Here is a 20403-nt window from a genome sequence, read left to right on the forward strand (position 1 = left end):
GGGGGCTGTCCTGAGCGGTGTGTCGGTCAGGCGTTATCCTTCTACGCCTAACCCCACCTCGTCATTCCCGCGAACGCGGGACGCGGCTCCATCGCGAACAGCGCTTGCGCTGGCCCGAAGGGGAATAACCCAGCGACTGGCGGGTTCGCGAGCAAGCTCGCTCCTACGAAGAGCAAAAGCAGCTCTGCTCTGGCTCTGGCTTTTGGACTTCCAGAGAAATACCCGAGCGCACCGAAACGCCCCTTCAGAAGGCCGAGCGAAACCCGCGCTCAGGAGGTCATGCGACATGGATGTCGCGAGAGCCCCGCGGGCTACAGGGACGTACCCTCGGGGCGGGCCTCCGTGGCGGGGGAATTCGTGAGGGTAGCCCGGCTCCATCGGGCCCGTATGCGGGGCAAGCCTTTTTGGTTCCTTTTGTGGCGTTTGACAAAAGGGACTCGCCCGAGGGGGCGAAACAAGAAACATCCGAGCACGCCGAAGCGGCGCAAACACACCCAAACAAGAAGGCAGCTGGGTTCCCGCGTTCGCGGGAATGACGGGGTGGGAGGATGGTGCCTGACCAACAGGCCAAGAAGGACAGCCCCACCCCCTCGCCACCACCAACGGATAACCGAATCGTCATGCACGCCTCAGGCTCCCGTTAGGCCCCGCTGCTTAAGGTGAAGGCAGTTTCCACCACCACCGATGAGGTGACTGCCATGAACCTGTTCCGTCCTCTTCTGCTCGCCGGTCTGCTCGGCGTTTCGTCCCTGGCCCTGGCCGAGAGCGGGGGCGACCGTACCTTCGCGCGCATGGAGCAGAACCGCCTGGCGGCCATGGCCGTCGCGAACCCGACGGCGCAGGCCGACGACTTCCGCCGCTACGAGTACGGCATGCGCCTGGACATCGCCCAGGTGCTGGAAGTGACGCCGGACCGGGGCTGCGGCGTGGTGCCGGTGCGCATGCGCTACCTGGACTCCGACGGCGCCGAGCAGCGCCTGGAATACCGCGCCGAGCGCGTCAGCTGCAACCGCGGCAAGTGATCAGGCGGACGCGTTGGGAAAGCGCAGGTGGAAGCGCGTCGGGCCTTCCGCCGCGCTGTCCACCGCGACGCTGCCGTTGTGCAGGCTCATGATCGAGCGGACGATGGCCAGGCCCAGGCCGGTGCCGCCCTCCTGGCGCGAGCGGCCGCCATCGGCGCGGTAGAAGCGCTCGAACAGATGCGGCAGGTGCTGCGGCTCGATGCCGGGGCCAGGGTTGCCGACGCAGAGCGCCACGCCCTCCGCGCCGCCCTTGATGTCGATGTCGACCTGGCTGCCGGCCGGCGCGTGGCGGATGGCGTTGGACAGCAGGTTGGAGATCGCCCGCTGCACCATCAGGCGGTTGCCGTGGACCCAGGCATCGCCGGACAGCTCGATGTCCACCCCCTTCTCCTCGGCGGCATACAGGAACAGCTCCGCCACGCGGCAGGCCTCGGCTCCCAGCGAGAGGCGCTCGAAAGGCACCTGCGCCTGGTTGACCTGGGCCAGGAACAGCATGTCGCTGACGATGCGCGACAGCCGCTCCAGCTCCTCGACGCCCGAGGCCAGCACCGCCTGGTATTCCTCCAGCGGCCGCTCGCGGGACAGGGTGACCTGCGCCTTGCCCAGCAGGTTGCCGATGGGCGAGCGCAGCTCGTGGGCGAGGTCGTCGGAGAACTGCGTCAGCTGCTGCACGCCCTGGTCCAGGCGATGCAGCATGACGTTCAGCGCCTGGGCCGCCTCGCCCAGTTCCAGCGGCAGCTTCTCCACCGGGATGCGGTGGCTGAGGTCCTCGGTGGAAATGCGCGTGGCCACCTTGCGGAAGCGCTGTAGCGGCGACAGCCCGCGGTGCACCGCGTACCAGGCGCCCAGGCCCACCAGCAGCAGAAGGAAGGGCACGCCGGCCAGCACCGACTGGCGGAAGGCGCCGAGCAGCGCATCGTCGTTGCCGCGTTCGAGGGTCAGCAGGGCGCGCACGCTGGCGCCGTTGGCCATCGGCACCCGGCTGCCGATGCTGAGCAGGCGCCGGCCGGCGTCGTCGGTCCAGGCGTGGTACTGCGCTTCGCTGCCCGGTTGCAGGCTGTCCAGGGTGGCCAGCCGCTGCGGCTTGCCGGTGTCGAGCAGCGGCGCCTGGCCCTCGTCCGGGGCCAGCAGCGTCAGCTCCAGGTTGTCGTGGCCGGCCACCACGTCCAGCAGTTCGTGCGGCCCGCGCGCCAGGGCGCGGTCGTCCAGGCCGGCATCCAGGGCGTGGCGAACCTGGCCGAGCTTGTCGGCCAGCTCGTTGCGCGCGCGGCTCTGCAACTCGTGGTCGAGGGCCGTGTAGGCGAGCAGGGCGAACACCACCACCAGGCCGGCGCAGAGCAGGCCGATGCCCAGGGCCAGGCGGGTGGACAGGCTGGCCGGCTTCATTCGCGCGCCTCCAGCACGTAGCCGACGCCGCGCAGGGTGTGGATCAGCTTGCTGTCGAAGGGGTCGTCGACCTTCAGCCGCAGGCGGCGGATGGTGACTTCCACCACGTTGGTGTCGCAGTCGAAGTTCATGTCCCACACCAGGGAGATGATCTGGGTGCGCGTCAGCACCTCGCCGCTGCGGCTCATCAACAGGTGCAGCAGGGCGAATTCCTTGGTGGTCAGGTCGATGCGCCGGCCGTCGCGGTAGGCGCGGTGGCGCGCCGGGTCCAGCTCCAGGCCGGCGATGCGCAGCACCGGCGGCGCGCTCACCCGCTCGCTGCGGCGCAGCAGGGTGCGCACCCGGGCGAGCAGCTCGGGGAACTCGAAGGGTTTCACCAGGTAGTCGTCGGCGCCCAGCTCCAGGCCGCGCACGCGCTCGGCCAGGCGGCCGCGGGCGGTGAGCAGCATGACCCGCGTGTCGCTCTCGCGGCGCAGTTGCTGCAGCACTTCCCAGCCATCCATCTGCGGCATGTTCACGTCGAGGATGACCAGGTCGTAGTTGCCCTGGCGGGCCAGGTGCAGGCCGTCCACGCCGTTGTCGGCGCGGTCCACCACGAAGCCGCTTTCGCTCAGGCCCTGGTGCAGGTAGTCGGCGGTCTTGGCTTCGTCCTCTACAACTAGGATTCGCATATGGGGAATGACCTTACTTATGAAGTCTGAAAATTCTGTACTTATCGGACGTGTGAATTCCGGATATGTAGGCAGGGAACTTTCCGATATTTAACTGGCCGGCGAGGCTAAGGGCTGTAGTCGCTTCAGTGTCAATGCCACTGGCTTCCAAAGGATGTTTCCGGATATTGCCATTGCGGCGCATTAGTTATTCCAAATCATTGATAAAGCTTGCCTGGCCAGTGGTTTTCAGGGCCTGTTTCAGAGTGCCCTGGATAGCCGGATAAAGCCGATGCTAACGCAGGAAAATATGAACTTCGGTTGAATGACATATTTGTAATTGACGGGTCACCTTGCCGATAAAAGCAGGAAATTAACGTTGCGGCAGTTGGTGGAACTTCCCTGGAAGTTTCCGCCTGTCCATGGGGCGAAATCGCCGTCCCGGGCCGTTTCCTGAGGTGTGCCGTGTCCTACTTTCGTGGCCTGTTCCGCTGGCCGGCTGCGGGCCTGTGTCCGTGGCCGGCATCGTTGTCGCTGTTCCTGCTTCTGCTCGGCCTGCCGGGCGTGCCGGCCGAGGCCCGCGCCCTGGGCTTCGACGAGGCCCTGCGCACCGCGCTGGAGGCCAACCCCGAGCTGGCCGCCGTCGCCCGCGGCCAGGGCATCGCCGCGGGCGAGCGGCGCCAGGCGGCGCTGCTGCCGAACCCGAGCCTGTCCTGGGAGACCGAGGACACCCGCCGCGACCGTTCCACCACCACCCTCGCCCTGACCCAGCCCCTGGAACTGGGCGGCAAGCGCGGCGCGCGGGTGGCCGTGGCCGAACGTGGCGAGGCGATCGCCGAAATGGAGCTGGAAGTGCGCCGCAACACGCTGCGCGCCGAGGTGCTGGAGGCCTTCCAGGCTGCCTTGCAGGCCCAGGAACGCCTGCGCCTGGGCGAGGAGTCGGCAACCCTGGCCCGGCGGGCCCTGCGCGCCGCCGAGGCACGGGTGCGCGCCGGCAAGTCGGCGCCGCTGGAGGCGACGCGGGCACAGGTGCAGCTGACCGAGGTGGAGCTGGAACTGCAGCGCGCGCGCATCGACCGTGACCAGGCCTACCGCGCCCTGGCCGGGCTCATGGGCGAGGCCGAGCCGGGCTTCGCCGAAGTGGCCGGCAACGCCGAGCTGCCGGCGCCGCCCCAGGCCGCGCGGTTGCTGCGGCGCCTGGAGCAGACCGCGGAGCTGCGCCTGGCGCTGCTCCAGGTCGACCAGCGCGAGGCCGCCGTGCAGCTGGCGCGGGCCGAGCGCGTGCCCGACCTCGACGTCACCCTGGGCAGCCAGTACGACCACGAGGCCCGCGAGCGGGTGAACCTGGTCGGGCTGTCCATGCCGCTGCCGCTGTTCGACCGCAACCAGGGCCGCCTGCTGGCCGAGGCGCGCAGGGCGGACCAGGCCCGCGACCTGAGCAACGCCACTGAGCTGCGCCTGCGCCGCGAGACGCAGCAGGCGCTGGACCTGTGGAGCACCGCGCAGCATGAGGCGCGGACCCTGCGCGACAGCCTGCTGCCGGCCGCGCGCCAGGCCCTGGACGCCGCCACCCGCGGTTTCGAGATGGGCAAGTTCGGCTTCCTCGAGGTGCTTGACGCCCAGCGCACCCTGCTCGCCGCGCGCGACCAGTACCTGCAGGCGCTGGCCCGCCTCGCCGAGGCGCGCGCTCGCACCGAGCGCATCTTCGGCGACCTGGCGCTGCGCTGATGGCCGGGCGCTCCCTGCGCGCCCGGCTGTCGTCGGCCCTGCTGCTGGCGGCGTTGCTGGCCGCCAGCGGCCACCTTCCCTACCAGGCCTACGGCTCCGCCGCCGGGCACTGGTGCATCCATGACCTGTTCCGCGCCCTGGGCGCGCTGTCGAGCCTGATCGGCGCCTGAGGCGCGGGGCCATCCGGGAGAGTCCATGAAGTCGAGAGAAATGAAGATCGCCGCCGCCGTGCTGTTCCTGCTGGCGCTGGGCGGCGCCGCCACGCTGTTGCCGGGCGGGGCCGCGCAGGCGCCGGAAGGGCATGGCGAGGCGGCCGCGCACCAGGATGGCGAACACCACGGCGAAAGCGCCGCCAAGGCCCATGGCGAGGCCGCTGGCCATGGCGACGACGAGCACCACGCCGATAGCGAAGAACACGGCGAGGAAGACGCCGGCCTGCGCCTGAGCGACGAGCAGTTGCGCGTCGCCGGCGTGGAGCTGGAGCACGCCGCGCCGGCCGAGTTGTCCGCGCGCCTGAGCCTGCCCGGCGAGATCGCCTTCGACGCCGACCGCACCGCGCACCTGGTGCCGCGCGTGGCCGGGGTGGTGCAGCAGGTGGCGGCCGAACTGGGCCAGGCGGTGAAGCGCGGCGAGCTGCTGGCGGTGATCGCCAGCCCGCAGCTGTCCGACCTGCGCAGCGAACTGGCGGCGGCGCAGCGGCGCCTCGAACTGGCGCGGGTGACCTACGAGCGCGAGCGCCAGCTGTGGCAGGAGAAGGTCTCCGCCGAGCAGGACTACCTGCAGGCGCGCCAGGCCCGGCAGGAAGCCGAGATCGCCCTGGCCAACGCCCGGCAGAAGCTCGGCGCCCTGGGCGCCGGCGGCGGCGATCGCTACGAGCTGCGCGCGCCCTTCGACGGCGTGGTGGTGGAGAAGCACCTGGTGCGCGGCGAGGTGGTGGACGAGAACACCGCCGCCTTCACCCTTTCCGACCTGTCGCGGGTCTGGGCCACCTTCGCCGTGGCGCCGCGCGACCTGGCCTGGGTGCAGCTGGGCAAGGCGGCGCAGGTCGAGGCCACGGACCTGGGCATGAGCGCCGGGGGCCGCGTCGCCCAGGTCGGCAACCTGCTGGGCGAGCAGTCGCGCATGGCCAGCGCGCGGGTGGTGGTGGAGAACCCCGGCGGCGCCTGGCGGCCGGGCCTGCCGGTGCAGGTGACGCTGGCCGGCGCGCCGCGCGCTGCGGCGGTCAGCGTGGCGGAGGCGGCCATCCAGCGCGTGGAGGAGCAGGACGTGGTGTTCGTCCGCCGCGACGGCGCCTTCGTCGCCCAGCCGGTGCGCCTGGGCGCGCGCGGCCAGGGCCGGGTGGAGGTGCTGCAGGGCCTGGCCGCCGGCGAGCAGGTCGCCGCCGCCGGCAGCTTCGTCCTCAAGTCGGAGCTGGGCAAGGCCAGCGCCGAGCACGCCCACTGACCGCGAGAGCCCCCCATGTTCGAACGCATCATCCGTTTCGCCATCGAGCAGCGCTACCTGGTGCTGCTCGCCGTGCTGGGCATGGCCGCCCTCGGCGTGGCCAGCTACCAGAAGCTGCCGATCGACGCGGTGCCCGACATCACCAACGTCCAGGTGCAGATCAACACCGCCGCCCCCGGCTACTCGCCGCTGGAGACCGAGCAGCGCATCACCTACCCCATCGAGACCGCCATGGCCGGCCTGCCGGGCCTGCAGCAGACGCGTTCGATCTCGCGCTCGGGGCTGTCGCAGGTGACGGCGATCTTCGCCGACGGCACCGACATCTACTTCGCCCGGCAGCTGGTCAACGAGCGCCTGCAGCAGGCCCGCGAGCAGCTGCCCGAGGGCGCCGAGGCGGCGCTGGGGCCGATCTCCACCGGCCTGGGCGAGATCTTCCTGTGGACCATCGAGGCCGCCGAGGATGCGCGCAAGGAGGACGGCACGCCCTACACGCCCACCGACCTGCGGGTGATCCAGGACTGGATCGTCAAGCCGCAGCTGCGCAACGTGCCCGGCGTGGCCGAGATCAACACCATCGGCGGCCAGGCCCGGCAGTACCAGGTGGCCCCCGACCTGCAGCGCCTGGCCGCGCACCGCCTGACCCTGGCCGACCTGCTGGCGGTGCTGGAGCGCAACAACGGCAACGTCGGCGCCGGGTACATCGAGCGCAACGGCGAGCAACTGCTGGTGCGCGCGCCGGGGCAGCTGTCCGGCCTGGAGGACATCGGCAACGTGCTGGTGGCCAACCTGGAAGGCACGCCGATCCGCGTGCGCGACGTGGCGCAGGTGCAGATCGGCCGCGAACTGCGCAGCGGCGCGGCCACCGAGAACGGCCGCGAGGTGGTGCTGGGCACGGTGTTCATGCTGATCGGCGAGAACAGCCGCAGCGTCGCCGCCGCCGTGGCCGAGCGCCTGGAGCAGGTCAACCGCAGTCTGCCGGCGGGCGTGCGCGCGGTGCCGGTGTACGACCGCACGCAGTTGGTGGACAAGGCCATCGCCACGGTGAAGAAGAACCTGGTGGAGGGCGCGGTGCTGGTCATCGCCGTGCTCTTCCTGTTCCTTGGCAACCTGCGCGCGGCGCTGATCACCGCCATGGTCATCCCGCTGGCGATGCTGTTCACCTTCAGCGGCATGTTCGCCAACCGCGTCAGCGCCAACCTGATGAGCCTGGGCGCGCTGGACTTCGGCATCATCGTCGACGGCGCGGTGGTCATCGTCGAGAACGCCATCCGCCGCCTGGCCCACGCCCAGCAGCACCATGGCCGCCTGCTGACGCGCAGCGAGCGCCTGCACGAGGTGTTCGCCGCCTCGAAGGAGGCGCGCCGCGCGCTGATCTTCGGCCAGTTGATCATCATGGTGGTGTACCTGCCGATCTTCGCCCTCACCGGCGTGGAAGGGAAAATGTTCCACCCCATGGCCTTCACCGTGGTCATCGCGCTGTTCGGCGCCATGCTGCTGTCGGTGACCTTCGTGCCAGCGGCCATCGCCCTGTTCGTCAGCGGCCGCGTGCGCGAGGAGGAGAACTGGCTGATGCGCGGCGCGCGGCGCGGCTATGAGCCGGTGCTGGGCTGGGTGATGGGCCACCGCGCGCGGGTGTTCTCCGGCGCCGCGCTGCTGGTGCTGGGCGCGGGCCTGCTGGCCACGCGCATGGGCAGCGAGTTCGTGCCCAGCCTCAGCGAGGGCGACTTCGCCCTGCAGGCGCTGCGCGTGCCGGGCACCAGCCTGACGCAGTCGGTGGAGCTGCAGGAACGCCTGGAGCGGCACATCCTCGCCAGGGTGCCGGAGGTGCAGCGGGTGTTCGCCCGCACCGGCACCGCCGAGATCGCCTCCGACCCCATGCCGCCGAACATCTCCGACAGCTACCTGATGCTGCGCCCGCAGCAGGACTGGCCGGACCCGCGCAAGCCGCGCGCGCAGCTGGTGGAGGAGATCCAGCGCGCCGCCGCCGAGGTGCCGGGGAGCAACTACGAGCTGTCGCAGCCGATCCAGCTGCGCTTCAACGAGCTGATCTCCGGGGTGCGCAGCGACGTGGCGGTGAAGGTCTTCGGCGATGACATGGCGGTGCTGGAACAGACCGCCGGGAAGATCGCTGAGGCCCTGCGCCAGGTGCCCGGCGCCTCCGAGGTGAAGGTCGAGCAGACCGGCGGCCTGCCGGTGCTGACCGTCGACATCGACCGCGACCGGGCGGCGCGCTTCGGCCTGGCCGTGGGCGACGTGCAGGACTTCGTCGCCATCGCGGTGGGCGGGCGCCAGGCCGGCACGCTGTTCGAGGGCGACCGCCGCTTCGACCTGCTGGTGCGCCTGCCCGAGGCGCAGCGCAGCGACATCGACGGCCTGTCGCGCCTGCTGCTGCCGTTGCCGGCCGGCGCCGACGGGCGCATCGCCTTCATCCCGCTCGGCCAGGTGGCGCAAGTGCAGCTGCTGCAAGGGCCGAACCAGGTCAGCCGGGAGAACGGCAAGCGCCTGGTGGTGGTCAGCGCCAACGTGCGCGGCCGCGACATCGGTTCCTTCGTCGCCGAGGCCGAACAGCGCCTGGCCAATGAGGTGCAGGTGCCGGCCGGCTACTGGACCGCCTGGGGCGGCCAGTTCGAGCAGCTGCAATCGGCGGCCAAGCGCCTGCAGGTGGTGGTGCCGGTGGCGCTGCTGCTGGTCTTCGTGCTGCTGTTCATGATGTTCGGCAACGTCCGCGACGGCCTGCTGGTGTTCACCGGCATCCCCTTCGCCCTCACCGGCGGGGTGGCGGCGCTGTGGCTGCGCGACATCCCGCTGTCGATTTCCGCCGGGGTGGGCTTCATCGCGCTGTCCGGGGTGGCGGTGCTCAACGGCCTGGTGATGCTCGCCTTCATCCGCAACCTGCGCGAGGCGGGCCGCGGCCTGGACGCGGCCATCCACGAGGGCGCCCTGACGCGCCTGCGCCCGGTGTTGATGACGGCGCTGGTGGCGTCGCTGGGCTTCGTGCCCATGGCCCTGGCCACAGGGACTGGCGCCGAGGTGCAAAGGCCGCTGGCTACGGTGGTGATTGGGGGCATTCTTTCTTCCACTGCGCTCACGCTGCTGGTGTTGCCGGCGCTGTATCGCTGGGCGCATAGGCGCGATGAGGTGGGCTGAGCGGGACGTAAAAAAAGGCGCCCGCGGGGGGCGCCTCAGGGGCCGTCCCTCACCAAAGGAGCTTTCGCTGCCGGGACGGCCGTCAGTTCACACAAGTGGGGCTGACGGGGGTTATTGGAACCTGTCGTCGGTAACAGGATGCTGAGGTGGGGATGACGATTTTGATAGGGAGGGGGTTGGGCTTTTGTGTAGGAGCGAGCTTGCTCGCGAACGGAGTTCCCCGGTTGCAACGGAGCCTTGGATTGACTCCGTTCCCTCTCCCCAGCCCTCTCCCTGAAGGGAGAGGGGGCTAGTTCGTGCCGAGAGGCGGTGTGGTTTCATCCTGATACCCGTGGAGTAGCCGGCTAACGCCGAAATACCCGAGCACACCGAACGGTCCCCTCTCCCTTCAGGGAGAGGGTTAGGGAGAGGGCGCTCTTCAGGCCAAGCACCGAAGCCACCAGGAAACACTGTTCGCGAGCAAGCTCGCTCCTACGAAAAGCAAAACCACGCCCGCAAACGAAAAAGGCCCCCGCAGGGGCCTTCTCCACACACGAACCTCAAAGCACCCGCAACGGGTACTCGACGATCAGCCGCACCTCATCCAGGTCCGACTCGAAGGCCGTGGCCCGCGTCGTCGCCTGGCGCAGGCGGAAGGACAGGTCCTTCAGGTTGCCGTTCTGCACCACGTACTTCGCCTCGACGTCGCGCTCCCAGCGCTTCTGGTCGGTCAATGGATCGCCATTCCCGTCGCGGCGCATGTAGACCGCGTTGGCGTGGCTGTAGTCGGCGTCGCTGCCGCGGGCGTAGCGGGTCATGAAACTCAGGCCAGGGATGCCGTAGGCCTGCATGTCGAGGTCGTAGCGGAGCATCCAGGAGCGCTCCTTCGGCGAGTTGAAGTCGGTGTACTGGATGGAGTTGTCCAGGTAGATCGAGTCCGACTGGCGCAGGTAGTCGAAGTCGTTATTGCCGTTGTTGCGCTGGTGGCTCAGGGCCAGGGTGTGGGCGCCGAAGCGCACGCCGAGCTTGCCGCTCCAGATGTTGGTGTTGAACTCGCCGAGCAGCTCGCGGCCGCCGTCGTCCACCGACTTGTAGTAGGTGAAGCCGCCGATCAGGTCCAGGCCGTCGGCCAGTGGATAGGTCGCCGAAGTAGCCGCGTAGTACTGCTTCCAGGTGTCCTTCAGGCGGCTGCCGTAGAGGCTCACGCTGACCTCCTCGGTGAGCGCGTAGTCGCCGCCCAGGTAGGCGACCCAGGGGGCGTCGACGGGGCCTGCGTAGAAGGTCGAGAAGCCTTCGCTCATCTTGCGGTCGTTGGGCTGGCTCATCGAATGCAGGCGCCCGGCCTGCAGGTCCAGGCCCTCGATGCTGGCGTTGTTCAGGGTCACGCCGCGGAAGGATTCGGGCAGCAGGCGCGAGTCGCCGTAGTGCACCACCGGCGTCTGCGGGAACACGTCGCCGATCCTCACCTCGGTGTCGAACAGGCGCAGCCTGGCGGCGCCGCCGGCCTTGGCGTATTCGTCCTGGGTGCGGCCCCGGGCGTCCACCGGCAGCACGTCGAAGGAACTGTGCCCGCCGTTGCGGCCGTCGCCGCTGTCCAGCTGGATGCCGAGCATGGCGAAGGCGTCGACGCCGAAGCCCACCGTGCCCCGGGTGTAGCCGGACTGGTAGCGGGCGAAGAGGCCCTGGGCCCAGGCCTCGGAGTAGCCGTTGCCCTTGGGGCTGGACTGGCCGTGGCGGTCGTCGCGGTTGAAGTAGAAGTTGCGGTTGAGGATGTCCAGGCGCTGGCCTTCGAGGAAGCCTTCGGCGCTCTCCTCGGCGCCGGCCAGGGGGCTGGCCAGCCCGGCGGCGAGCAGGGAGAGGGCCAGGGGAATGTGCCGCTGTGTCATCGATCGCTCCATGGGTGTTGGGCGGCTGCCGGAGAGGCGCCGCATCGTTGTTGTGCACCCGCAGCGGCTGGGAGCCGCGCGCAGGCAGGCTCCATCCTGATGACGGCGGAATGACGCGGAGATGAGGCGGACATGACAATTCCGTCAGCCGGCGAACGGCGGACGAAGACGGCAACGGCACGAAGGATGGGGAAGGCGGGGAGACCATTATCCCCCCGGTGCCTGCGCGTCCGGGGGTGTGGACGGGGCACCGAGGCTTTGCGGCAGGAGCCGCCCTGCGAGGGGAAGGTAATCGACCTTGTCTTGTGGACAAGGTCGGACCCTGCGGCCCACCGAGGGGTACCTGACAAGTAGTCCCGGCAGGCACGCGTGGGTGGCGAAACGATAGAAGCTGGCCTTGTGCCGGTCAATCGGAAATGCCGAACGGACGTTCGATATTCGCCCTTTCAATGGGGAGCGGCCCGTCGATCGGCAGGATTTATCGTTAGCTGGCTATCGGCATGGGGCTATACTCCTGTAACAGATTGTGTCGGCAAGCCGCCCGAGGGCGGCCTGCCGCACCTCGTCCGGTGGCGACAGGGACGGCCGCCGTACAACGCCAACAACAGTGTCATCGACGAGAGAGCCCCATGAACGCACCCGCTCCGCACTACACTGCCGAAGAACGCACCCGACGCATCTTCGCCATCGTCGGCGCCTCCTCCGGCAACCTGGTGGAATGGTTCGACTTCTACGTCTACGCCTTCACCGCCATCTACTTCGCCCACGCCTTCTTCCCCTCGGGCAACCCCACGGTGCAGTTGCTCAACACCGCCGGAGTGTTCGCCGCCGGCTTCCTGATGCGCCCCATCGGCGGCTGGATGTTCGGCCGCATCGCCGACAAGAAGGGCCGCAAGACGGCGATGATGATCTCGGTGCTGATGATGTGCGGCGGCTCCCTGGCGATCGCCGTGATGCCCACCTACGAGACCATCGGCGTGCTGGCGCCGGCGGCGCTGCTGCTGGCGCGGCTGTTCCAGGGCCTGTCGGTGGGCGGCGAGTACGGCACCAGCGCCACCTACATGAGCGAGGTGGCGCTCAAGGGCCAGCGCGGCTTCTTCGCCTCCTTCCAGTACGTGACGCTGATCGGCGGCCAGCTGCTGGCGGTGCTGGTAGTGGTGATCCTGCAGCAGCTGCTGAGCAACGAGGAGCTGCGCGCCTGGGGCTGGCGGATTCCCTTCGTGGTCGGCGCCATCACCGCGGTGATCGCCTTCTACCTGCGCCGTTCGCTGAGCGAGACGGCCAAGGACGAGAACCTGCACCGCGCCGAGTCCGGCACCCTCACCGAGCTGTTCGCCCACCACAAGCGCGCCTTCTTCACCGTGCTCGGCTTCACCGCCGGCGGCTCGCTGATCTTCTACACCTTCACCACCTACATGCAGAAGTACCTGGTCAACACCGTGGGCATGGACGCCAAGGTGGCCAGCGGCGTGATGACCTTCGCGCTGTTCGTCTACATGTGCATGCAGCCGCTGTTCGGCGCCCTCTCCGACCGCATCGGGCGCAAGACCTCGATGCTCTGGTTCGGCCTGCTGGGCATGCTCTGCACCTGGCCGATCCTCTCCGCGCTCAAGACCACCACCAGCCCCTACATGGCCTTCGTGCTGATCATCGTGGCCATGGCCATCGTCAGCCTGTACACCTCCATCAGCGGGCTGATCAAGGCCGAGATGTTCCCGCCGCAGATCCGCGCCCTGGGCGTGGGCCTGTCCTACGCGGTGGGCAACGCCATCTTCGGCGGCTCGGCGGAATACGCGGCCCTGGGCCTGAAGAGCCTCGGCGTGGAGTCGTACTTCTACATCTACGTCTCGGTGATGTGCGGCGTGGCGCTGGTGGTCTGCCTGCTGCTGCCGGACCTGCGCAAGGTCAGCTACCTCAACGACGAGGACTGACGGTGCGCGGGCGGTGGAGGCTCAGTCCTCCACCTTGCCGCGCAGGCGGCTGTTGGGCAGCGCCAGGGCGATGAGCAACGCCAGCACGCCGACGCCGGCGTTGACCAGGAACAGCCGGCGGAACACCTCGTCCAGCAGCAGGCGGCGGTCCTCGTGGCCGGGGCCGGCGAGGCTGGCGAGCAGTTCGTTGGCGGAGATGCCGTGGCCGAAGCCCTCCCCGGCCGCCAGCGGCTGCAGCATGGCCAGGAGGATCGCCGACATCAGGGCGACGCCCACCGCCCCGCCGAGGGAGCGGAACAGCGTGGTGTTGCTGGTGGCGACGCCCAGGTGGCGATGCTCCACGGCGCTCTGCGCGGCCACCAGGCTGGTGGGGAACTGGGTGCCGGCGGCGGTGCCGCAGAGCAGCATGAACAGCCCCGACAGCCAGAAGCTGGACGGCGTGGTCAGGGCCAGGCCGGCCACCGCGCAGGGCAGCAGCAGCGCGCCGGCGACTATCTGCGGCTTGTAGCGGCCCAGGATGGTGGTCAGGCGCCCGCAGCAGTAGGCGCCGATCGGCACGCCCATGGCCAGCGGCAGCATGTGCAGCGCGGCGCTGTCGGCGCCGGCGCCGGTTACCGACTGGAAGCGCAGCGGCACCAGCACCGACAGCGAGATGATCTGGAAGCTGGCGAAGAAGCCGACCATCCAGCTCAGCGTCGCCGCGCGGATGGCGAACAGCTGCATGGGCACCAGCGGTTCGGCGGCGCGGCGCTCCTGCAGGACGAACAGCACCAGCAGCACCAGGGCCGCGGCGAACAGCCCGAGCAATTGCGCATCGCGCCAGTCGGCGCCCTGGCCGACTTCGGTGATGGCCAGCAGCAGGCTGCCGAGGCCTGCGATCATCAGCAGCGTGCCCAGGTAGTCGATGCGCGGCCGCCGGCCCGGCACCGGCAGGCCCACCAGGGTGCGCCGCGACACCGCGAAGGCCACCAGGCCCACCGGCAGGTTGATCAGGAACACCCAGCGCCAGGACAGGTATTCGGTGAGCAGCCCGCCCAGCACGGGGCCGGCGATGCTCGCCACCGCGTACATGCTGCTGAAGTAGCCCTGGTAGCGGCCGCGTTCGCGCGGCGGGACTATGTCGCCGATGATCGCCTGGCTCACCGACATCAGCCCGCCGGCGCCCACGCCCTGCAGCACCCGCGCCAGCACCAGCTGCTCCATGCTCTGGGCCAGGCCGCAGAGCAGCGAGGCGAAGGTGAACAGCGCGGTGGCGAAGAGCATCAGCCGGCGCCGCCCGTAGAGGTCGCCGAGCTTGCCGTAGATGGGCATGGAGATGGTCATGGCGACCATGTAGCCGGAGATCACCCAGGCCAGCAGGTCGAAGTTGGCGAAACCGGCGGAGATGGCGGGCAGCGAGACGGCGACGATGGTCTGGTCGAGCGCGCCGAGGAAGATCGCCAGCATCAGCCCGATGAGGATGGTGCGCACCGGCGGACGCGGGTGGCTCAGGGTATTCAAGCAACCCCCTTGAAGACGAGCGGATTGAATGGGACGGGATGGATGCTTAGCAGTCTAACGGATTGTGCCTGCGGCGCGCTGCCGCACTTTTGCAATCCGGTAAAGGCTCTATCTCGATATGGACACGCTGACTGTCAGAAATCTCCTGCTACGCTTTTGCAGCGCTCCGTTCGCACCTGCCGCCGAATCCACCGATAGACGAAGGGCGGGAACACCCATAGGCGAAGGCTATGAGGGTCCTGTTCTATAGTTTTTCTGTTCGTGACCAGGAGGAATGCATGAAAGCCAACCTGCCCTCTGAGTTGCTGTCCCTGCAATTGCCGTTGCGCATCCGTATCGGCGATGTCCAGGCCTTCGACCTCGGCCCGGACCCGCAGGTGACGCTGATCGTCCGCGATCCGACGCTGCTGGCCGAGATCACCCAGCCCAGCCTGGACGCCCTCGGCCGCGCCTACGTCGAGAAGCGCATGGATATCGAGGGGCCGATCGGCGACGTCATCGCCATGGGCGATGCCCTGAGCGAGGCCCTGGGCGTCGACGACGGCCCCGCCGACTTCGTCCGCGAAAGCCACGACAAGCGCACCGACGCCGAAGCCATCCACTACCACTACGACCTCTCCAACGACTTCTACAAGCTCTGGCTGGACCCGGAGATGGTCTATTCCTGCGCCTACTACGAGACCGGCACGGAAGACCTGGCCACCGCCCAGCTGGCCAAGTTGCGCCACCTGTGCCGCAAGCTGCGCCTGAAGCCCGGCGAGCGTCTGCTCGACGTCGGTTGCGGCTGGGGCGGCCTGGCCCGCCTGGCGGCGCGCGAGTTCGGCGCCGAGGTCTACGGCATCACCCTCAGCGAAGAGCAGCTCAAGCTCGGCCGCGAACGGGTCAAGGCCGAGGGCCTGGAAGGCAAGGTGAAGCTGGAATTGCTGGACTACCGCGACCTGCCGCGCGACGGCCGTTTCGACAAGGTGGTCAGCGTGGGCATGTTCGAGCACGTCGGCCATGCCAACCTGGGCCTCTACTTCCAGCAGCTGTACGACGCGGTGCGTCCGGGCGGCCTGGTGATGAACCACGGCATCACCGCTCGCTACACCGACGGCCGCCCGGTGGGCCGCGGCGCCGGCGACTTCATCGACCGCTACGTGTTCCCCCACGGTGAACTGCCGCACCTGTCCCTGGCGGTGGCGCGCATGAGCGAGGCGGGCCTGGAAGTGGTCGACGTCGAGGGCCTGCGCCTGCACTACGCGCGCACCCTGGACTTCTGGAGCGCCAGCCTGGAAGCGAAACTGGCCGAGGCCGCCAAGCTGGTGCCGGAGCAGGCACTGCGCATCTGGCGTCTGTACCTGGCCGGCTGCGCCTACGGCTTCAAGAAGGGCTGGATCAATCTGCACCAGATCCTGGCGAGCAAGCCGCACGCGGACGGCAGCCACGAGGTGCCGTGGAGCCGGGGGGATATCTACGCCTGAGGCGCGGCCACCTGTAGGAGCGGGCCCTGCCCGCGATTCGCGCGCAGGGCGCGCTCCTACATGGGCATGGTGTTGGGGGCACTCGTAGGAGCGGATCTCATCCGCGAATCGCGCCGGAACCTCCGGCTATCGCGGACAAGGTCCGCTCCTACAGGCTCCGGCAAACACAACGCCCGTAGGATGGTGTTGAGCGAAGCGATACCCATCGCCATCACTGCCGGTGGGTTTGGTGCGTGCCCTGAAGAGCGCCCTCTCCCTGAAGGGATAGGGCACCGTTCGGAGTGTGCTGATGTTTCGGCGTTAGCCGGCTTGTACCGAGTACCCGGCTGACACCAAATCCTTTCTCGGCACGGACAAGCCCCCTCTCCCTTCAGGGAGAGGGCTGGGGAGAGGGAGCGGAGTCACCCCGAAGCACTACTGCATCCGGCATGCTCCATTCCCAAGCAACCCTGCTTCCTCTGCGGCACAATGCGCCCCCTCCAGCCCCGCCCGGATGCCCTCCCGTGCCCACCCTCCAGGAACTCCCCCTCACCCAAGCCCCCTGGCCCCTGCTCCTGCTCGCCGATCCCAGCCGCGACCAGATCGAACGCTACCTCCCGCAATCCCGCCTGCTGGCGCTGGTCGAAGGCGAGGCAGTCCGCGGCGTGCTGGCGCTGACGCCGGTGAGCTGGGGCGTACTGGAAGTCACCAACCTCGCCGTGGACGAGGCCTGGCAGGGGCGTGGGCTGGGCAAGCGCCTGCTGGCCGCGGCCATCGACGCGGCGCGGGCGGCCGGGGCGTTGCGGCTGGACATCGCCACCGGCAACTCCAGCCTGGCGCAGTTGGGGCTCTACCAGCGCATGGGCTTTCGCATCTGCGCCGTGGAGAGCGATTACTTCAGCCTCAACTACCCCGAGCCCATCGTCGAGAACGGCATCCCCTGCCGCGACCGCCTGCGCCTGAGCCTGGTGCTCTAGTCGGCCAGCGCCTGGTATAGGGTGTCGACGTTGCTGCGGTACAGGCCCAGGTAGGTGCTGGCCGGGCCTTCGCTGGCCAGCGCGTCCGAGTGCAGGGTGCCTCCGATCTTCGCGCCGCTTTCCTCGGCGATCTGCTGCATCAGCCGCGGGTCCTTGATGTTCTCCACGAACACCGCGCGGATGTGCTGCTCGCGGATCTGCCGGATCAGTTCGGCGACCTCGGTGGCCGAGGCCTCGCGCTCGGTGGACAGGCCCTGGGGCGCCAGCAGCGTCAGGCCGTAGGCCTGGCCGAGGTAGCCGAAGGCGTCGTGGGAGGTGACCAGGGTGCGGCGGTCGGCGGGCAGGTTGCCGAGCTTGTCCTTGGCGTAGGCGAGCAACGCGTGGGCCTGCTTCAGGTAGGCCTCGGCGTTGCGCCGGTAGTCGGCGGCATTGGCCGGGTCGAGCTTCTCCAGCGCCTTGGAGATGTTGCCGACGTAGATGTCGGCGTTGGCCAGGTTGTTCCAGGCGTGCGGGTCGGGAATGGTCTGGCCGTCCTCCTCCAGGCTGCGCGGGATCACGCCGCGGCTGGCCTGGATCACCTGCGCGCGGGTCTCGGTGCTCTTCACCAGGCGGTCGAGCCAGGGTTCGAAGCCCAGGCCGTTCTCCACCACCAGCTGCGCCTGGCGCACGGCGCGGGCGTCGTCCGGGGTGGTCTCGTAGGTGTGGGCGTCGCTGTCGGGGCCGACCAGGTTGTTCAGCTGGATGTGCTCGCCGCCGACCGCGCGGGTCATGTCGGCGAGGATGCTGAAGCTGGTCACCACGCGCGGCTTCTCGGCGGCGGACAGCGACAGGGGCAGGCAGAACGCAAGCAGAAGCAGCAGGACACGCATGGTGGCTTTCCTCAAGGGGGATGTCATTGCGGAATGGGCAGCAGGCCGCGGCGCAACAGGCCGTGCACCGGGCCGAACAGCACGGAGAACAGGTAGAACAGGCCGGCGAGCAGGACGATGGCCGGCCCGCTGGGCAGCGACCAGGCGTAGGACGCCGCCAGGCCCAGCCACACCGAGAGCGCGCCGATACCCGCGGCCAGGGCCAGCAGCGCCGGCAGGCGGCGGCTCCAGAAGCGCGCGGCGGCGGCCGGCAGCATCATCAGGCCGACCATCATCAGCGCGCCCAGGGCCTGGAAGCCGATCACCAGGTTGAGCACCACCAGGCCGAGGAACAGTCCGTGGGCGAAGGGCCCGAGGCGGCTGACGCTGCGCAGGAACAGCGGATCGAGGCTGTCCAGCAGCAGGCTGCGGTAGATCAGCGCGAGCACGCCGAGGCTGAGCGCGGCCACGCCGAGCATGCCCAGCAGGGTCGTGCGGTCCACCGCCAGGGCCGAGCCGAACAGCAGCTCCAGCAGGTTCAGGCGCTTGCCGGCCAGGCCCAGCAGGAGCACGCCGCTGGCCAGGGAGATGGGGTAGACCGCGGCCAGGCTGGCGTCCTCGCGCAGCCCGGTGTGGCGCGTCACCCAGGCTGCCAGGCCGGCCACCGCCAGGCCCGCGCCGAGGCCGCCGAGGGTCAGCGCCGGCAGCGACAGCCCGGCCAGCCAGAAGCCGATGGCGGCGCCGGGGAGAATGCCGTGGGCGATGGCGTCGCCGATCAGGCTCATGCGCCGCAGGATCAGGAACACCCCCAGGGGCGCCGCGCTCGACGCCAGGACCACGCCGCCCAGCAGCGCGCGGCGCATGAAGGCGAATTCGACGAAGGGCTGCCAGAGCGCGTGCAGGACCATCACGCCACCCGCGCCAGGCAGCGGCTGGCGATCAGCTCGCGGCTGCTGCCGTGGCGGCAACCCTCGGCGGCCACGCGCAGGCAGTCGGGGACGCGCTCGCGCACCGCGCCCAGGTCGTGGCAGACCAGCAGCAGGGTGCGGCCTTCGCGGTGCCAGGCGTCGATGTGCTGCCAGAGCAGCGTCTGACCGGCTTCGTCGAGGCAGGCATCGGGCTCGTCGAGCAGCAGCAGCGGGCTGTCCAGCAGGCTCAGGCGGGCCAGCAGGGCGCGCTGCAGCTGGCCGCCGGAGAGCGCCGCCAGCGGGCGCTGCTCCAGTCCCTCCAACTGCCAGTCGGCCAGCGCCTGGCGCAGCTTCTCGCGGCGCTCGGCGGTGCTCAGGCGGCTGTTCCAGAAGCCGGCGCCGACCAGCTCGCCGAGGCCGATGGGGAATTGCCGGTCGAGGGCCTGCTGCTGAACCAGGTAGCCGATCTCCCGCGGCCGCAGCTGGACGCGCACGCGCCCGGCCAGGGGCTTCTGCAGCCCGGCGATGACCTTCAGCAGGCTGCTCTTGCCGCAGCCGTTGGCGCCGACGATGGCGGTCAGGCTGCCGGCGTCTAGGTCTAGGTTCAGCGGCGGCGTCAGCGGCAGGCGCGGCGGGCCCCACTGCAGGGCCTGGCAATGGATCATGGGGCCTCCCTGCGCCACTGGCTGCGGGCCACGGCGTCGTGGGCGTGGAGGCTTTCGGCGTGGACCACGCTCAGCGCGAAGGCCTCCAGTTCCCCGCGTTGCGCCAGGGCGCGGTGCAGGCGGCGGGCGGCGTCTTCGCAGAACATCAGGTTCTGCCCATTGGCCAGGGCGAAGGCCTGCTCGTCGGCGCGCTTCACCGCGGTCTGCACGGCGGTGCCCAAGGCGGCCTCGGCGCAGTCGAGCAGCTCGCGCAGCGGCAGGCCGTCCAGGCCCTCGCGCAGGTGCAGATGCAGGTCGGCGAAGCTGCGCTGGCTGTGGGGCGTGGCGACTATGCCGGCGCTGCTGCCGAGCCAGGTGTGGACTTCCTGGTGGCTGGGCGAGCGGTCGGCGAACTCCTCGGCGAAGCGCTGCTGGATCAGTTGGCGCGCCAGGGCCGCCGAGCAGGGGCAGGTGGAGGAATAGGCCAGGCGCAGGCGCAGCTCCAGGCGCAGGTCCTGGTCGTCCAGGCGCGCGTGGACCTCGCAGGGGTACTGCTTCCAGCCGCTCAGCGGGCTGACCAGCGCCGGGCGGCTGAGCAGGGCGTCGAAGGCCAGGCGCAGGCTGGCGCGGCGCGACAGGCCGGCGTGGCTGGCGAGGAAGTCGTCGAGCACTTCGCGCAGTAGCTGCGGGCCCAGCTCGGCCTGCTCCAGGCGGGCCAGGGCCAGGTACAGGCGCGACATGTGGATGCCGCGGGCGGCGGCTGCGTCCAGGCTGACGCCGGCGTCGGCCAGCGCGTTCAGGCGTTCGCCGTGCAGGCGCAGCGGCAGGGCGATGCCCTGCATGCCGACCCAGTCCAGGGCGAGGGTGTCGGACGCGGCCTGGCTGGCGACGTCGGGGAGAAAGGCGGTCATG

Annotated in this window: 16 protein-coding genes; 8 read left to right on the forward strand and 8 right to left on the reverse strand. The window is 69.6% G+C overall.

Annotated elements, in window-relative coordinates; genetic code table 11:
* Positions 1-698: 698 nt before the first annotated feature.
* Complete coding sequence (locus BM060_RS13080; protein WP_074980489.1) at positions 699-1022, forward strand: co-regulatory protein PtrA N-terminal domain-containing protein; 324 nt, start codon at positions 699-701, stop codon at positions 1020-1022.
* Here BM060_RS13080 and BM060_RS13085 read toward each other — a convergent pair whose 3' ends face one another.
* Entirely contained in the window at positions 1023-2408 is a 1386-nt protein-coding gene (locus BM060_RS13085; protein ID WP_074980490.1) for a heavy metal sensor histidine kinase, read from the reverse strand.
* Positions 2405-3079, reverse strand: coding sequence for a heavy metal response regulator transcription factor (locus tag BM060_RS13090; RefSeq protein WP_074980491.1), 675 nt, complete (start codon positions 3077-3079; stop codon positions 2405-2407). Before BM060_RS13090 ends, BM060_RS13085 begins: the two co-directional genes overlap by 4 nt.
* Positions 3080-3565: 486 nt before the next feature.
* Here BM060_RS13090 and BM060_RS13095 point away from each other — a divergent pair, with 486 nt between their 5' ends.
* From BM060_RS13095 to BM060_RS13105, 4 genes are read left to right on the forward strand one after another with little or no spacing between them, the layout of a single operon-like run.
* On the forward strand, positions 3566-4786 hold the full coding sequence (locus BM060_RS13095) for a TolC family protein (RefSeq protein WP_371857801.1): 1221 nt from the start codon (positions 3566-3568) through the stop codon (positions 4784-4786).
* The gene (locus BM060_RS32960; protein ID WP_159458814.1) at positions 4786-4956 is read left to right on the forward strand and encodes a hypothetical protein; all 171 of its coding nucleotides are present in this window, start codon (positions 4786-4788) and stop codon (positions 4954-4956) included. Before BM060_RS13095 ends, BM060_RS32960 begins: the two co-directional genes overlap by 1 nt.
* A gap of 25 nt (positions 4957-4981) precedes the next feature.
* Entirely contained in the window at positions 4982-6229 is a 1248-nt protein-coding gene (locus tag BM060_RS13100) for an efflux RND transporter periplasmic adaptor subunit (protein ID WP_074980493.1), read from the forward strand.
* Between the two features lie 15 nt (positions 6230-6244).
* Positions 6245-9376, forward strand: a complete 3132-nt coding sequence (locus BM060_RS13105) for a CusA/CzcA family heavy metal efflux RND transporter (protein WP_074980494.1) — start codon at positions 6245-6247, stop codon at positions 9374-9376.
* A 539-nt stretch (positions 9377-9915) separates the two neighbouring features.
* On the opposite strand, the gene BM060_RS13110 is transcribed toward BM060_RS13105, so the two are convergent.
* Positions 9916-11241, reverse strand: coding sequence for an OprD family porin (locus BM060_RS13110; protein WP_135499886.1), 1326 nt, complete (start codon positions 11239-11241; stop codon positions 9916-9918).
* Between the two features lie 629 nt (positions 11242-11870).
* On the opposite strand from BM060_RS13110, the gene BM060_RS13115 reads away from it, so the two are divergent.
* On the forward strand, positions 11871-13172 hold the full coding sequence (locus BM060_RS13115; protein WP_074980495.1) for an MFS family transporter: 1302 nt from the start codon (positions 11871-11873) through the stop codon (positions 13170-13172).
* A 21-nt stretch (positions 13173-13193) separates the two neighbouring features.
* Here the strand turns inward: BM060_RS13115 and BM060_RS13120 are convergent, their stop codons facing one another.
* On the reverse strand, positions 13194-14672 hold the full coding sequence (locus tag BM060_RS13120) for an MDR family MFS transporter (protein WP_074980496.1): 1479 nt from the start codon (positions 14670-14672) through the stop codon (positions 13194-13196).
* A 278-nt stretch (positions 14673-14950) separates the two neighbouring features.
* On the opposite strand from BM060_RS13120, the gene cfaB reads away from it, so the two are divergent.
* Positions 14951-16135 carry a C17 cyclopropane fatty acid synthase CfaB gene (cfaB, locus tag BM060_RS13125; RefSeq protein ID WP_074980497.1) on the forward strand — a complete coding sequence of 395 codons (1185 nt, stop codon included), beginning with the start codon at positions 14951-14953 and terminating at the stop codon, positions 16133-16135.
* Positions 16136-16638: 503 nt separating this feature from the next.
* On the forward strand, positions 16639-17091 hold the full coding sequence (locus BM060_RS13130; RefSeq protein ID WP_074980498.1) for a GNAT family N-acetyltransferase: 453 nt from the start codon (positions 16639-16641) through the stop codon (positions 17089-17091).
* On the opposite strand, the gene BM060_RS13135 is transcribed toward BM060_RS13130, so the two are convergent.
* The 4 genes from BM060_RS13135 to folE2 are packed head-to-tail and all read right to left on the reverse strand — an operon-like array spanning position 17088 to position 20402.
* The gene (locus tag BM060_RS13135; RefSeq protein WP_074980499.1) at positions 17088-17960 is read right to left on the reverse strand and encodes a metal ABC transporter substrate-binding protein; all 873 of its coding nucleotides are present in this window, start codon (positions 17958-17960) and stop codon (positions 17088-17090) included. The two genes, BM060_RS13130 and BM060_RS13135, sit on opposite strands and share 4 nt — an antisense overlap.
* A gap of 23 nt (positions 17961-17983) precedes the next feature.
* Complete coding sequence (locus tag BM060_RS13140; protein ID WP_074980500.1) at positions 17984-18847, reverse strand: metal ABC transporter permease; 864 nt, start codon at positions 18845-18847, stop codon at positions 17984-17986.
* On the reverse strand, positions 18847-19512 hold the full coding sequence (locus BM060_RS13145) for a metal ABC transporter ATP-binding protein (protein ID WP_074980501.1): 666 nt from the start codon (positions 19510-19512) through the stop codon (positions 18847-18849). The genes BM060_RS13140 and BM060_RS13145 overlap by 1 nt, the downstream gene beginning before the upstream one ends.
* On the reverse strand, positions 19509-20402 hold the full coding sequence (gene folE2 / locus BM060_RS13150; RefSeq protein ID WP_074980502.1) for a GTP cyclohydrolase FolE2: 894 nt from the start codon (positions 20400-20402) through the stop codon (positions 19509-19511). Before folE2 ends, BM060_RS13145 begins: the two co-directional genes overlap by 4 nt.
* Position 20403 lies beyond the last annotated feature (1 nt).

It is taken from the genome of Pseudomonas citronellolis, from assembly GCF_900112375.1.
In the GTDB taxonomy this organism is placed as follows: Bacteria; Pseudomonadota; Gammaproteobacteria; order Pseudomonadales; family Pseudomonadaceae; genus Pseudomonas; species Pseudomonas citronellolis.